This window comes from Fodinibacter luteus (genome assembly GCF_039541575.1).
Lineage (GTDB): Bacteria > Actinomycetota > Actinomycetes > Actinomycetales > Dermatophilaceae > Fodinibacter > Fodinibacter luteus.
In genome coordinates this window covers 41,437-54,625 of record NZ_BAABGM010000003.1, presented here as the reverse complement: position 1 = coordinate 54,625, position 13,189 = coordinate 41,437, and the positions used below count along the sequence as shown (strand labels likewise).

General features: G+C 70.2%; 12 protein-coding genes and 1 pseudogene. 4 read left to right on the top strand and 9 right to left on the bottom strand.

The features are described 5' to 3' along the window. Nucleotides 1–85 precede the first annotated feature (85 nt). Nucleotides 86–856: a (Fe-S)-binding protein gene (locus tag ABD899_RS02805; protein WP_345202041.1), complete on the bottom strand. Its 771-nt coding sequence runs from the start codon at nt 854–856 to the stop codon at nt 86–88. A 265-nt stretch (nt 857–1,121) separates the two neighbouring features. Here ABD899_RS02805 and ABD899_RS02800 point away from each other — a divergent pair, with 265 nt between their 5' ends. After that, a complete protein-coding gene (locus ABD899_RS02800) occupies nt 1,122–1,760 on the top strand; it encodes a transcriptional regulator (RefSeq protein WP_345202038.1) in 639 nt (212 codons plus the stop codon). A gap of 155 nt (nt 1,761–1,915) precedes the next feature. Here ABD899_RS02800 and ABD899_RS02795 read toward each other — a convergent pair whose 3' ends face one another. Beyond that, nucleotides 1,916–2,539 carry a class I SAM-dependent methyltransferase gene (locus ABD899_RS02795; RefSeq protein WP_345202037.1) on the bottom strand — a complete coding sequence of 208 codons (624 nt, stop codon included), beginning with the start codon at nt 2,537–2,539 and terminating at the stop codon, nt 1,916–1,918. A gap of 106 nt (nt 2,540–2,645) precedes the next feature. On the opposite strand from ABD899_RS02795, the gene ABD899_RS02790 reads away from it, so the two are divergent. After that, complete coding sequence (locus ABD899_RS02790; protein WP_345202035.1) at nt 2,646–3,572, top strand: alpha/beta fold hydrolase; 927 nt, start codon at nt 2,646–2,648, stop codon at nt 3,570–3,572. A 15-nt stretch (nt 3,573–3,587) separates the two neighbouring features. On the opposite strand, the gene ABD899_RS02785 is transcribed toward ABD899_RS02790, so the two are convergent. After that, entirely contained in the window at nt 3,588–4,163 is a 576-nt protein-coding gene (locus ABD899_RS02785; RefSeq protein ID WP_345202034.1) for a cyclophilin-like fold protein, read from the bottom strand. 44 nt (nt 4,164–4,207) lie between these two features. Then, on the bottom strand, nt 4,208–4,315 hold the full coding sequence (locus tag ABD899_RS02780; protein ID WP_345202032.1) for an SDR family oxidoreductase: 108 nt from the start codon (nt 4,313–4,315) through the stop codon (nt 4,208–4,210). A 56-nt stretch (nt 4,316–4,371) separates the two neighbouring features. Here ABD899_RS02780 and ABD899_RS02775 point away from each other — a divergent pair. After that, nucleotides 4,372–5,063 (top strand): annotated as a pseudogene (locus tag ABD899_RS02775) (MmyB family transcriptional regulator); the annotation flags it as partial. 185 nt (nt 5,064–5,248) lie between these two features. Here ABD899_RS02775 and ABD899_RS02770 read toward each other — a convergent pair. From ABD899_RS02770 to ABD899_RS02760, 3 genes are all read right to left on the bottom strand, one after another. Next, complete coding sequence (locus tag ABD899_RS02770) at nt 5,249–6,769, bottom strand: serine hydrolase domain-containing protein (RefSeq protein ID WP_345202031.1); 1,521 nt, start codon at nt 6,767–6,769, stop codon at nt 5,249–5,251. A gap of 550 nt (nt 6,770–7,319) precedes the next feature. Continuing rightward, complete coding sequence (locus tag ABD899_RS02765) at nt 7,320–8,870, bottom strand: M20/M25/M40 family metallo-hydrolase (protein WP_345202028.1); 1,551 nt, start codon at nt 8,868–8,870, stop codon at nt 7,320–7,322. A gap of 418 nt (nt 8,871–9,288) precedes the next feature. After that, the gene (locus tag ABD899_RS02760) at nt 9,289–10,032 is read right to left on the bottom strand and encodes an L-2-amino-thiazoline-4-carboxylic acid hydrolase (RefSeq protein ID WP_345202025.1); all 744 of its coding nucleotides are present in this window, start codon (nt 10,030–10,032) and stop codon (nt 9,289–9,291) included. A 384-nt stretch (nt 10,033–10,416) separates the two neighbouring features. Between ABD899_RS02760 and ABD899_RS02755 the strand changes: the two genes are divergently transcribed. Beyond that, nucleotides 10,417–11,028, top strand: a complete 612-nt coding sequence (locus ABD899_RS02755; protein ID WP_345202022.1) for a hypothetical protein — start codon at nt 10,417–10,419, stop codon at nt 11,026–11,028. A 243-nt stretch (nt 11,029–11,271) separates the two neighbouring features. Here ABD899_RS02755 and ABD899_RS02750 read toward each other — a convergent pair whose 3' ends face one another. Together ABD899_RS02750 and ABD899_RS02745 are read right to left on the bottom strand one after the other, a co-directional pair. Further along, entirely contained in the window at nt 11,272–11,925 is a 654-nt protein-coding gene (locus ABD899_RS02750; protein ID WP_345202021.1) for a response regulator, read from the bottom strand. Then, nucleotides 11,922–13,100, bottom strand: a complete 1,179-nt coding sequence (locus tag ABD899_RS02745) for a sensor histidine kinase (protein ID WP_345202018.1) — start codon at nt 13,098–13,100, stop codon at nt 11,922–11,924. Before ABD899_RS02745 ends, ABD899_RS02750 begins: the two co-directional genes overlap by 4 nt. Nucleotides 13,101–13,189 lie beyond the last annotated feature (89 nt).

The following is a 13,189-nucleotide window of genomic DNA, read 5'->3' as shown; positions in this document are numbered from 1 at the left end:
GTCGGCGAGGTCTCCTGCAGCGGTCCCGGCACCGGATGCCGTGAGCCGGCTGCCGGTATCCGGCTGGCGGGGGTGGGTGGCGTGCTCACGCCTGGTCCTCTTCAGTGGAGGCGAGGACCTCGGCCAGGTGCATCCGGCGCACCCCGGATCGCTGCCGGTCCAGGATCCCGCCGATGTGCGCCAGGCACGAGTTGTCGCCGGCGACGACCACCTCGGCGCCGGTCTGCACGACCTGCCGGGCCTTGTCCGAGCCCATCGCGATGGAGACGTCTGCGTTCTTCACCGCGAACGTTCCACCGAACCCGCAGCACTCCTGCGCGCCGGGCAGGTCGACGAGGTCGATGCCACGCACCGCCCGCAGCAGCTGCAGCGGCCGGTCACCGACCCGCAGCATCCGCAGCGAGTGGCACGTCGGGTGGTAGGTCACCCGGTGCGGGAAGTACGCCCCGACGTCGGTGACGCCGAGCACGTCGACGAGGAACTCCGACAGCTCGTACACCCTCGGAGCGACGTGCTCGACCCGGCTGGCGAGCCGCTCGTCACCGGCCAGCGCGACGATGGTGCGGTGCTGCTCGCGCACCGACCCCACGCACGACCCCGACGGGGCCACGACGGCGTCGTAGCCCTCGAAGACGTCGACGAACCGGCGCACCAGGGGCAGCGCCTGCCGGCCGTACCCCGTGTTGGTCAGCATCTGCCCGCAGCACGTCTGCTCCGTCGGGAACTCCACCCGGCAGCCGAGACGCTCCAGCAGGCGCACCGTCGCCTTCGGCGTCTCGGGCCACATCGTGTCGTTGAAGCACGTCGCGAACAGCGCGACCCTGAGGTCGGTCCAGGGCCGGGGCGGGGCGCTCACGGCAGCATCGGGGTCAGGACGGTGGACTGCAGTCCCGTGAGGAGGCACGTGGCGATGCTCGGTCCGATGCTCCATGGCAGGACCTTACGGAGGATGTCGTCGGCTGGGCCCGCAAGCATGTGCCGAACCTGCGTCCTCGTCCTCCCGGCGCCTTCGAGGCAGTTCCACCTCGCTGCCCACCCGGGCCCTACGTCACCGGCGCGCGAGGGAGACAGTCCGAAACGCAAGCCAGCGACTCCTGGTCCGCTGCCACGACAATGGGCACATGCCCCAGCGAGTGTCCGATCCCGCCACGTTGACACTCCACGCGGTGCGCCTCCTGGGCTTCGCCGAGACCGACCGCGTCGCGTCCCGCTTCAGCCTGGATCGCGCCGACGTGGAGGAGCACCTCCTGGACTTCGAGGCCTGCGGCTGGGTCCTCCGCTCACAGTTCGCCGGAACCCGGGGGTGGTCCCTGACCGACCGTGGCCGTGCCGAGAACGAGCGTCAGCTCGCTGCGGAACTCGACCACTTCGCGGTGCGCTCGACGGTGGCCGAGGTCCACCAGCGATTCGTGCCGCTCAACGCCCGGTTGCAGGATGCGGCGACCCGGTGGCAGCTACGTCCGCTACCGGGCGATCCGATGGCCGCCAACGATCACAGGGACGTCCGATGGGATGACCGAGTCATCGAGTCGCTGAGCTCCATCGGACGGCGGCTCGGCCCTTTGGAGGCCGAACTGGTCACTGCTCTCGCGCGGTTCGCCGGATACACCAGTCGCTACAACGCTGCCGTGGAGCGGGTCACGGCAGGTGAGAACCGGTGGGTGGACGGCTTGGGCATCGACTCATGCCACGTTGTGTGGATGCAGCTGCACGAGGACCTCCTCGCCAGCCTCGGAATGGACCGACGCGACGAGCAGTGACCCCCAGGTCGCGTCCTTCGCTTCGTCCTCCGTGAAGGGTGCGGCGGCGGAAGGGGCCCCTCACCACGCGGATGCCGTGGCGCCCGCACCGAAGCCCTGGGTCGGGCGCTGCTCGCGCACGGTCGTCTCGTCCCCTTCGGCGGTCTCCGCCGGGCTCACGCACCCTTGGTCGCCGTGCACAGGAACACGCCGAACGTGCGGTCGCCCTTGAGGATGGTCGTCGCGTCCGTGAAGCTGATCTCGACGAATCCCGCGTGGCCCAGCTGCTCGGCCAGGCGTCGCCGGTCGAATCCGTCATGCCCGTCGAAGTCGACCTTCTCGGCGTGGAAGGCGCCGTCAGGGTCCTCGTCGAGGTCCGCGACAGCCAGCACGCCACCGTCGACGAGGAGCCCCGCCACGGAGCGCAGCAACCCGTCCAGGTCCTGGACGTGGTGCAGCGCCAGCGAGCTCCACACCACGTCGAAGTCGCCATCGACCGAGTCCGTCGTGAGGTCTGCCTGGACGGCCCGCATCCGGTCACCGAGTCCGGCCGCCTCGATCCGCTCCCGGGCGACCTGCACCATGCCGGCGGAGGGGTCGGTCACGACGACGGAGGCGACCCTGTCGGCGAGCAGGATGCTCAGGCGACCGGTGCCACAGCCGACGTCGAGAGCACGCATCCCGGGGTTGAGGCTGACAGCCTGCTCGATCGCCTCGGCCACTGCGACCTGCCGCTCCTCGTGACCCGGGGTGTCGTCCCAGGTCGTTGCCTGCTCATCGAACCGCCTGTGCTCGTGCATGCGTTCGACCCTAGTGCCGGTGGCGGCACTGCCGGCCGAGGGCCGTTAGTCTGGCTGCACCGGGCCGGTCGCTCCGGTCACCGTGCCACGGCACGAGGAGGGAACGATGAAGAAGTCCGCCCTCGTCCTCCTCAGTGCCGCGACGGTGGTGATCGCAGCCGTCACCCGTCAGTTCCGACGCGATGACACCGCTGCCCGCGCTCGCCTCGATGCCGTGCCGCGCCGGGTCATCGACACGGACATCGGCACGCTCGAGTACGCCGAGGTCGGCGACGGAGAGCCCGTCCTGGCCGTCCACGGGATCTTCGGTGGCTGCGACGCCGGCCTGCTGTCGTTCGGCGACCTCGTTCCGCACCGGCGGGTCATCGCACCGTCACGTTTCGGCTACCTCGGCTCGTCCCTGCCCGAGGCGGCCACCCCCGCCATGCAGGCCGACGCCGTCGTCGACCTCCTCGACGCGCTCGGCATCGCCCAGGTCGACATCGTGGCGTTCTCCGCAGGCTCGACGTCCGCGCTCCAGGTCGCCCTGCGCCACCCCGACCGCATCAGCCACCTCGTGGTGCTGAGCGGCGACTGGCCCGGCGCCTTCTCCAAGGCCCCCAGGCCCGCGGAGAAGCTGGCCTACCAGAGCGACCTCGTGATGTGGCTGGCCACGAAGCTTGCCGGACCGGCCCTGCTGCGTCTTGTCGCCGGCATCCCCAAGGGCTTCCCGCTCACGCAGCAGGACCGGGCCCAGGTCCGCGAGCTCATCGAGAGCATCTTCCCGGTGCGAGAGCGCTCGACGGGGACCATCTTCGACGCCTACACCGGCAACCCCGACGTCGACACCTACCCCCTCGAGACCATCACCGTGCCGACCCTCATCGTCCACTCCCGCGACGACACCCTCGCATCGTTCGCGCCCGCCGAGTCCGCGGCCCAACGCATCCCGCACGCCCGGCTGCTCGCCCACGACAGTGGCGGACACCTCCAGCTCGGACGTGTCGATGAGACCCAGGATGCCGTCCGGGCCTTCCTCTCCCAGCCGAGGTGACCGCCGTCGTCCGCCTCAGTCGTCGAGGGCCGCGACCGTCGCGGTGATGGGGCCCGGCATGTCGGCGATGCGCTCGGCCGCGTCGCCCTCCAGCCGGCCCAGCACGACGATTCCGTCGTAGTAGGACTGGTCGCCGTAGTACAGGACGACGTCGCTGCCCGGGGCGTAGTACCCGACGTCACCCACGTCGGGGTCGGCCCCGGCCGGCTGACCGTCCAGGGACAGCGGTGACGGGAGCGCGCCGGTCTTCTCCACGCCGCCGTGGTCGGTCATCTCCAGGGTCAGCGGAAGCTGGGCCACCAGGTCCCGGCTGGCTGCGCTGTCGTCGAGCGTGGCCTGGAAGCGTTGGCCGTCGATGCGGACCTCGATCCTCATGGTGTCCTCCCGGACGGGGGTTCGCGTGGCGGCGGTGCTCGGCTGGCTCGGGGCCGGACTGCCGGTCGCCGTGGTCGGTCGGGTGGCGCTCGTCGGGGTGTCGGAAGAGCTGGCACCGGGCGTGCACGCGACGAGGGACCAGGCGGCTGTCGCGGCCACGAGGGCGGTCGTGGCGAGTCCCCGTCCCAGCCTGGTGTCGTGCTCGTCAGGGGTCATCGCGGCTCCTTCGCCATGGGGGCTGGGGGGTTGGGGCGTGGCCCTCAGGCGGTCTGGCCGCCGTCGACGACCATGGCGTGCCCGACGACGAAGCCGGCGGCGTCCGAGCAGAGCCAGACGACGGCGCCGGCGATCTCCTCCGGAGTGCCCATCCGTCCGATCGGCTCCTGGTCGATGACGCGTTGCCGGCCTTCGGGGGTGCCGCCGGTCGTCCTCGGTGCTCGACGCCATCGCGCGCGCCCTGCAGCTCGACGACACCGAGCGCACCCACCTGTTCGACCTCGCCCGCGCCGCCGACGGCATCCCCCTGTCGAGCCGACCGCGGCGCCGGCCGGCCAAGAAGGCGGCCTCCCGACCCACGCTGCAGTGGACCCTCGAGGCGATCACCGGGGGTGTCGCGTTCGTGCGCAACCCTCGTCAGGACCTCCTGGCCACCAACGCCCTCGGGCGCGCGTTCTACGCACCGGTCATCGGCGACGGTGGGCTGACCCCGAACCTCGCCCGGTTCCAGTTCCTCGACCCCGCCTCACGCGAGTTCTACCCCGACTGGGACCTGTTCGCGCAGATGTGCGTGTCCATCATGCGCGCCGAGGCCGGCCGCGACCCCCACGACCGCGCCCTGCAGGACCTCGTCGGCGAGCTGTCCACCCGCAGCGACACCTTCCGAACCCTGTGGGGAGCCCATGACGTGCGCACCCACGGCGCCGGCACCAAGCGTTTCCACCACCCCGTGGTCGGCGAGCTGGCCTTGCCTACGAGGAGCTCGCCGTCACCGCCGAACCGGGCCTCGTCCTGATGGTCTACACCGCCGAACCGGGCTCGGCGTCCGCCGAAGCCCTCCAGCTGCTCGCGTCCTGGGCAGCCCCAGGCTCAGCGCCCGCACGGACTGCGGAGCGGTAGCCAGGCTTTCACGGTCGCGGCGCTTCGCACGGTCCGTTCGCGCGCGGCCGTCGTGCTCGGTGGTCCGCGGGTGGGCATGGCCGGCGAGGATCTGCGCGTCACGAAGGGGCACACCGGCATCCCGTGCGTTGGTGTCCGCGACGTGGCGGGCCAAGTGCGTGTGGCGGGGCGCATGCCCCCTCGGGTCACGTCGAGGGGAGACCGTTCATGATCAGCGCGGCATCGACGTTGTGGGGGTCGAGATCGAGGGCGTGTTGGAGGACCGGCCTGGCCAGGTCGGCCTGCCCGTCGACGTGGCGCGCCCACCCGGTCATCGTCCAGGCAGCGGATGAGTCCGGACGCAGCTCGGTCCACAGTCTGAGGAGGGGCCAGGCCAGGCCTGTGCGGTGCAGCTCGATCGCCCCCCACACGGCGTCGGTGAACCCATCGTCGCCGAGGTCGAACTCGGGTGGTTCGAGGGCGGCCAGTCGGTGGAACACCGATGCTGCGGCCTCCGGACCGGACCTTGACAGCGTCCTGGCGACGGGGCCGACGACCGCGGGACGCAGGGCGCGCATGGCCGCCACCCCCTCGCCCAGCGCATCAGGTCTCACATCGGAGTCCACCGTGTGGCCGACATCGGTGAGGGCGATGTCGAGTGCTGCCGCGGCGATGGTCGAGGTGGGGACGGTGTTCGAGTTGGCCAGCGCGACAAACCCGGTCCGCCGTTCAGGCACCAGCACGAGCCTGGAGACGAAGCCGGGGTCAGTCCCGCCGTGGCTCAGCGTTCGATGCCCGCGGTAGCTCCCGACGGCCCAGCCGAGGGCGGCCGCCTCATCCCACGGTGGGCGACCCACCTGCACCACAGGCCGCCACATCAGGTCGAGCAGCCCGGCGTCCAGGCGCACCCATTGGTTGTCGGAACCCCCAGCCACCACCTCGGCCGGCTCGAAGTGCGCCACCATCCAGCGGCACATCTCAACCAGGTTGGAGTGCAGGGTCGAGCTGGGTGCGTGACGCCGGGTGTAGGGGTACGCGCTCTGGGGAACCGACAGCGGCATCCCCACGTGTGGCGAGGCAGCCAGGTGCAGGGGCACCTCGGCGCGCAGGAAGGTGCTGTTGCGCATCCGCATCGGCGCGAGGACCTGCCGCCGGACGGCGTTCTCGAACGTCGTGCCCGTGGCCCTGGCCAGCAGCAGCCCGAGGAGCTCGAACCCGGCATTGGAGTAGGAGAACGTCGAGCCGGGTTCTGCCTGCAGCCGCCAGCCCGACAGGCTGCTTGCGAACTCGCTGAGGGCTTCATCGCCCAGTTGCGGGTCGTGCCAGCCGTACTCGGCGACGTCCGGGAGGCCGCTGGAGTGGCTCAGCAGATGCCGAGCGGTGACCTCGCGTTCCCGGCCGTCGGCCAGCGTGAACTCGGGCACCCACTCGGCAACTGGGGCATCCAGGTCGAGCACCGGCCCGCTGCCGTCCCGAGCGGTCGCCAGCGACACGATCGCGGTCGCGACACAGGGTTTGGACACCGACGCCAGGTGGAACATCGTCTCCGGTGTGACCGACTCACCGGTGCCGACGTCACGGACACCGAACCCACGCGAGACAACCTCTTCGTCGCGCACCACCGCAACGGCCAGGCCCGCCACCTCGTGCGAGCCGAGCAAGGTCTCGATCAGAGGCCACAGTCCGGCCTCGACGCTCGCCCGGAGACTCCCGTCACCCACGTCCACATACCGACCCTACGCCGACAAGGCGCCGCGGGGTCGGCGGCGCAGCGACCCATGACACCCCAGCCGACGGGGCGACAATTGCATTGTCATGGGTGCGAATCCGCCTTCCCCACGTGGACGGACAGGTGACGAACGGGACGGTTCGTGCCCGGCACGGTGGGCGCACGACAGGGCTTCTCACGCCTGGGTGGTGGGGTCGGTCGCTCCCGGCGAGCGGGTGCTACTGGTCGGGCATCGGGGCGCTGAGTGGCCCCTGGGTCCGCTCACCGCGGCAGGCCCCGAGCACGCGGAGGACGGGGACGGTGACCGGCATCATGGCCGGCTTGGTGCCTTGCCGAGCAGCCGCAGTACGCGGTGCCCCCGCGGCGGCTCCGCGTAGTCCTCGACCCGAACCGCAGCGGCCTCGGATTCGCCTAGGACGTTGGTGCCGCGGGTGGGCCAAGGCGCCGTGGCGGACGGTGAGGCTCTGGGCGACCTGCTGGTCCTGCTGTCTTCGCAAGGCCCGGGATCGAGTGCCGACCTTCGGACGGCGGGGGTTCCGCTCTGTGATTCAGCTTCGCGAGGTGATCGCGATCGGTGTCGGGGGTGCGGCGTCCTTGACGTTGAAGTTACCCTTGCCCCGCTGGCCGTTGATCGCCTGGGTGCTCTGGGCGAGGGAGATGGTGGCGTGCGCGGCGGCGTCGCTCATCTGGTCCAGGGCCGCGACGCTGAGGTTGTCGATGTCATCGCAGGCAAGGTGGTAGCAGGGGTCGTACTGTTCGCCGGCCTCACCGCCATAGGTGGCGGCCTGCTCTGCCGACTTGATGCCCTCGGCCCCGGTGAACAACCCCCCCGCGGGAATGCCGGCCTCGATGAACGGCCCGTAGTCCGATCGCCCGTCGAACGCGGTCGGCTCGGTGGCCAGACCCTGGCTGGCGAAGTATTCGAGGAACAACGTCTCGATCGCGTCCGAACCCGGCGGGGCACCGCTTGGCGGCGGGGAGGAGTCGGAAAGGTCACCGTCGTAGACGAAGCGCACGAAGTTCGGCGACCCGACCATGTCGAAGTTCAACATGGCAGCGATCTGTGACCGTTCCTGGGCCGACAAGCCTGCCACGTACGCCTCGGACCCGAGCAACCCGGATTCCTCGGCGCCGAACCAGATGAAGCGGACCTTGTTCCGCGGCGTCACCTTCGTCAACTGCTCGGCGATCTCCAGGATCGTCGCCGATCCCGACCCGTTGTCGTTGATTCCCGCCCCGACGCCCACCGAGTCGAGGTGAGCACCGACCACGATCACGTTGTCGGGGTCGCCGCCGGTGGTCTCGGCAATGACGTTGCTGGTCGTGTAGTTGCCCGGGCGCCAGTCGATCTTGAACCGAGCGGTGACCCCGGTCTCCCCGGAGAGCACACCGTTGGCCAGTGCCGTCCCGGTCTCCACCGTCGCTGCGAACGTCGGGATGTTGATGCCGTCGAAGTTGAACCACAACGGCTCGGTCCGCCCCGGCTGCCCCTCGTTGATGAACACCATCGCTGCGGCACCAGCGGCGTCAGCCCGAAGGAACTTGTCGGCGAAGGTGCAGGTACCTCGTTGGACGATGATGATCGCACCCGGTGGCATACCGGCGTAGTCGGCATCCTGGCAGCCGCTCGTACTCGTGTTGGGTGGGCCGGTCGCCGGAAGCGCCAGATCGATCGCCCACACCGGCGCCGTGACGTCGACGCTGTAGGGCGTGGATTTGAACATCGAGCCAAAGTCCCCGCCGAGGCTGGCCCCGGCGATCCCGCCGATGAACTCGGTGCCACCCTCGATGCGCAGCACCGGGGCCTCATAGTCGGCGAGGAAGCCCAGGGCGTAGTCGAACTCGCGCACCTCGACGTCGAACCCGGCAGCCGCGGCGCGCTCGGCGACGTAGTCGGCCGAGCCGTCGTAGCCCGGTGAGCCGGACAGGCGATTCCCGGCTTCGGCATCGGCGATCGCCTGGAAGGCCTGCTGATGCTCCACGATCCCGGCAACCGTGACGGCCCGACGGAGCTTGGCGGAGTTGTTGTTGTTCGAATCGGCGGCGGCGGGCACGGCCCCAGCCACCAACAGGGCGACGACCACGAAGGTGCCACCCATCGTCCGTGATCGCCTCATCGTCCGCCTCCAAGCACCCATCTCGAACCCCCAGGATCGCGCCCCTCAGCATCGCCCCCCGGCCTGCGGACCGTCAAGACACACGCCTTGGAGACACCCGCCCCGGCGGTCCTCGTCGGCAATCGCTGAGTGCGTGCTGCCTCGTCGACACCCGGGAGAAGCGGGCGGAGCAGTCGGTCGACGGCGTTGCCTGACTCGGTGTCAGGTTCGGTGATGCCCTGATCCCTTCACGGTCGGCTCCGCCGCGACGTCAAGGACCTGGTCGCTGCAGAGGCCGAGCTGGTTGTCCTCGGAGTTGAGGACGACGCTGTGGCCTTGACTTCGTGCACCATGGTCACGCCCCCTCGTGGCGAGGGCAGACATGGCGGCTGATGTGGCAGTACCGGCGACCTGTCACCGTTCACAGCGGGGCGTTCGGTATCTGGGCCACCGCGTTCGTGGTCAGGCCGCAGCTCTGTTCCACGAAAGTGGGTGGCCACGCGGCTTTGGTGTCTCCGGGGATGGTCCAGCGGAAGTCGCAGCAGTCGCAGCCCCAGGCGAGGGTCTTGGTGCGGGTCAGGCCGACGTGTGCGGCCTCGGCCATCACATAGTCGAGGTCGCACAGATAGGGGGCGAGCTCGTCAGCTCCTTGCGCGTGCAGGAACTTCACGATGCCGCACTGCGTGATGTCGATTCCCCAGTCGTAGGTTCGGCCGTCGCCCTGGAGAACCTTGTTGAGCCAGTCGCCGGGGTAGCGCCGCTGCTGGGTCCACCTCGCCTGCTTTTCTGCTCGCTTCATCCGCGGGCTGAGCATCCGGGCGCGCAGCGGCCCCGGGATGCGCCCATAGGTGGCTTGGGCGTAGTTGTGCAGGATCTCGCCGGCGTCCTGCACCGATCCACCGTGGCTCAGCAGCACCCGATAGATCGCCAGAGCCCACGCAGACATCGCGAGGGCTGGGGTGTACCGGTTGCGGCGTCCGCCCACGTAGGGGACCTGCGGAATCAGGGGGCGGTACTCCGCGAGGATCTCTCGTCGCATTCTGTCGGCCTCGGAAGCGCCGAACCGCTTGGTCAACGTGCCGGTGTGATGGTTCAGGACCCGCTCGAACCGGCGCAGCTTCCATCGGGTTGAGGGGTCGACGCGCATTCTGGTCGTGGCGTCCATAGCGCCTCCCCGGACGGCGGGGGCCCCGCTGAGCCGACAACCGCAGCCCTGCTTGACTGTACCGCCGCGTGCCCCCGCATCCGTGTGACGTTCCTCAAGCCGGGGCGACGCGGGCGCCGAAGCGCATCGGAGCACCTGTGAACCAAGCGGTTGCCCCGTGAGGTGGCCCACCGGGGATCGGGGACCAGCGCGAACCCCGCCATCGCACCCATGCCTGGTGCCGTCGCGCGGAGGGTCGACTGGCGGCTTCTGGAGCATTGTCGGCAGAGCCGGCGTCCGGCCGGGCTCGGTCCGGTGATCGGTGGGAATCTCTCCAAGCGGCCGCCCATCACGTGGGTTCGGTGTGGCTCACCAGTGGGCTGACGGGCCATAGGATCGGTGGACATGGATGCCGACCAGCTTGGCCTCTTCGAGCTGCCCGACCGCGAGCCGCAGGAGCCGAAGGCTCTGCCCGAGCGGCCCCAACGCGGGAGGAACCGCCAGGTGTGGGCCCTGACCGCCACCGCGGAAGTGGCCATCACCGATGCTTCCGCACTGCACGCCGCGGCGCGGGCGAACGAGGGCTTCGTCATCACTCTCCCGGGCGCTGACCTGGGCGTCGAGGACGTCGAGCCTGAGGCACCGGATGCGGTGCCCGGCGATGATGTCTTCGACGCACTGGCCTGGCTGATCTGGCCCACCGATGGACTGGAGGAGGCGCTCGACGCCGGCGCGCTGCGGATCCTGTCGGTGGAGAGCGAGGCCACGTCCGAGTCCGTCGATCACGGGACGGCCACGTGGAGGGTCACGGCCAAGCTCACCGACGTCGACGAGTTGCGCCGGTTGGCTGCTCGGGCCTGCCCGGACCGAGCAGCGGAGATCTCGGCCAGCCTGGCGGTCGCCTGGGAGCAGGCAGTCGACCCGTATGCGCCGCTGCGCTCGATCGCCGGGATCACCTGGAAACCGGGGCGAGTCGTCGTCGAGCACTTGCCGGCACGGCCTTCCCGGCACCGCTGACCCTGTCTGGGCAGATCATGTCGCAGGCAGTGGCCGCGGGTCTGAAGACGCGGCGAGCCGAACTACCGCGCGCCCGTGCGACAGCACCCCGCGAGAGCATCTCGCGCGAAGTGACCCATCGTGAAGTCTGCGGTCGGTTTGAGGCCAGCTCGGCGAGAGGTCCTCACCGTGTGTCGGCCGGCGGATGCCACCACACCCCGGGCCTCGTTCGTGTTGTCAGGGCGGTTGCACGGGCGGGCGGCCTCAGGCTCGGTCTGCGAGGCCGGTGCGCATGGCGAAGATGGCGGCTTGGACTCTGTCTCTGCAGCCGAGCTTGCTCAGGACCCGCCCGACGTGGGTCTTGATGGTGGCTTCGCTCAGGAAGATGACTCGTCCGATCTCGGCGTTCGACAGTCCCTGCGCGATGAGTTGCAGGACCTGGTGTTCGCGGTTGGTGAGCCGATCGAGGAGGGCGGCCTCCGACGACGTCGGCGTGGGTTGCGGGGCGAAGTGCTCGATCAGCCGGCGGGTGACCGACGGTGCCAGGACGCAGTCGCCGGCCGCGACGACTCGGATGGCATGCAAGAGCTGGTCATAGGGGGTGTCCTTGAGCAAGAAGCCGCTGGCCCCTGCCTGCAGAGCGCGGTGGACGGCTTCGTCGAGGTCGAAGGTCGTCAGGATCAGGACTCGCGCGTCGGGCCGGTCGTGGACGATGTGCGCGGTGGCGTCCACGCCATCCATTCCTGGCATGCGCACGTCCATCAGGACCAGGTCGGGCAGGGTAGCCAGGGACTGTTCCACCGCTGAGGGGCCATCGGCAGCTTCGCCGACGACCTCGATGTCGGGCACGTCACGCAGCAGACGGGCGATGCCCTCGCGGACCAGGTGCTGGTCGTCGACGAGCAGGACCCGAATCATGAGGGCGCGCCAATGGGGGGTGTTCGCGGGTCATCCGTCACGTGCGAGCCCGCGGACAGCGGCAGGGTGACATCGAGCAGGTACCCGCAGGCATCGGGGCCGGCGCTCAGGCGCCCGCCGCACAGCAGCACCCGTTCGCGCAGACCGATCAGGCCCGTTCCGGTCCCGAGCGCCTCTGTCGTAGCGGCGCCGCCGCGGCTTCGGACCCGCACCCTCAAGGTCCGCGAGTCGCTGCTCACCTCCACATCGATCGGGGACCCGTCCGAGTGGCGCATCGCGTTGGTCAGCCCCTCCTGGACGGTGCGGTACGCGCACAGGGCGACGCCGGCGGGAACATCGGGGGGGATGACGAGGGCACTGCGAACTGGTACACCCGCACGGCGGATGCCGTCGACGAGCTCGGTGACTCGGTGCAGGTCCGGCAGAGGCGCCACGTCGGCCTCGTCCGTGGTCCTCAGGACGTGGAGGAGGCGGCGCAGCTCGGTGAGGGCCTCGCGTCCGGTGTTCTCGATGGTCTCCAGGACGCCGGCGAGCTCGCGGTCGATCCGCTCAGCCATGGGCCGTGCCGTGCCGGCCTGCACGACCATCAGGCTCACAGCGTGCGCCACGACGTCGTGCAGCTCCCGGGCGATGGCGGCTCGCTCGCGGGTGACCGCCTGCGCGGTCTCGGCCTCACGCTCGGCGTCGGCGATCTCGAGTCGGGTGGCCAGCATCTCGGCCTGCGCCGTGCGGCGACGTACGAGGTGACCGACACCGGCCGCAGCAGCGAAGAAGGCCCAGTCGATGACCACGTCCGAGGCCTCGAAGTCGGCGGCGCGAAGGTCACGCATCGTGCCGGCGACCACGAGCGCCAGCAGCCACGGCCCGGGCTGACGCGACCACGCCGCCACGGCGAACACCACGGCCAGCCAGGCGAATCCGGCGCCAAGCGTCCCGGCCGGCGACGGTGTCATGGAGTCCAGCAGGAATACGGCCACCACGGCAGCTGCGGCGCCTTCGGGCCACGTCCGGCTGAACGCGACCGCGACCGGGGGCACCACCGCAGCAGTCACGCGAACCAGCGTGGGAGCCGGTTGCTCGTCGGAGAACACCGCCTCGGCCAGCGCCACGCACAGGAGCACCACCGCCAGCACGGACTCGGCCCGCGTGGGACGGACAGCATGCCAACGGTTCATCCCAACGACGGTACCCACGCGCAAGGACCAGGTGTAGAGGTCCCACCGTGGCCGCGACCTGAGGCTGACCGCATCGCGACCCAGGGTGG

Bases quoted from the DNA above. Each gene is read 5' to 3' on its own strand.
- ABD899_RS02800 (WP_345202038.1), top strand. From the start codon at position 1,122: ATGCCCCAGCGAGTGTCCGATCCCGCCACGTTGACACTCCACGCGGTG.
- ABD899_RS02795 (WP_345202037.1), bottom strand. From the start codon at position 2,539: ATGCACGAGCACAGGCGGTTCGATGAGCAGGCAACGACCTGGGACGAC.
- ABD899_RS02790 (WP_345202035.1), top strand. From the start codon at position 2,646: ATGAAGAAGTCCGCCCTCGTCCTCCTCAGTGCCGCGACGGTGGTGATC.
- ABD899_RS02785 (WP_345202034.1), bottom strand. From the start codon at position 4,163: ATGACCCCTGACGAGCACGACACCAGGCTGGGACGGGGACTCGCCACG.
- ABD899_RS02780 (WP_345202032.1), bottom strand. From the start codon at position 4,315: ATGGGCACTCCGGAGGAGATCGCCGGCGCCGTCGTCTGGCTCTGCTCG.
- ABD899_RS02765 (WP_345202028.1), bottom strand. From the start codon at position 8,870: ATGGGTGGCACCTTCGTGGTCGTCGCCCTGTTGGTGGCTGGGGCCGTG.
- ABD899_RS02760 (WP_345202025.1), bottom strand. From the start codon at position 10,032: ATGGACGCCACGACCAGAATGCGCGTCGACCCCTCAACCCGATGGAAG.
- ABD899_RS02755 (WP_345202022.1), top strand. From the start codon at position 10,417: ATGGATGCCGACCAGCTTGGCCTCTTCGAGCTGCCCGACCGCGAGCCG.
- ABD899_RS02750 (WP_345202021.1), bottom strand. From the start codon at position 11,925: ATGATTCGGGTCCTGCTCGTCGACGACCAGCACCTGGTCCGCGAGGGC.
- ABD899_RS02745 (WP_345202018.1), bottom strand. From the start codon at position 13,100: ATGAACCGTTGGCATGCTGTCCGTCCCACGCGGGCCGAGTCCGTGCTG.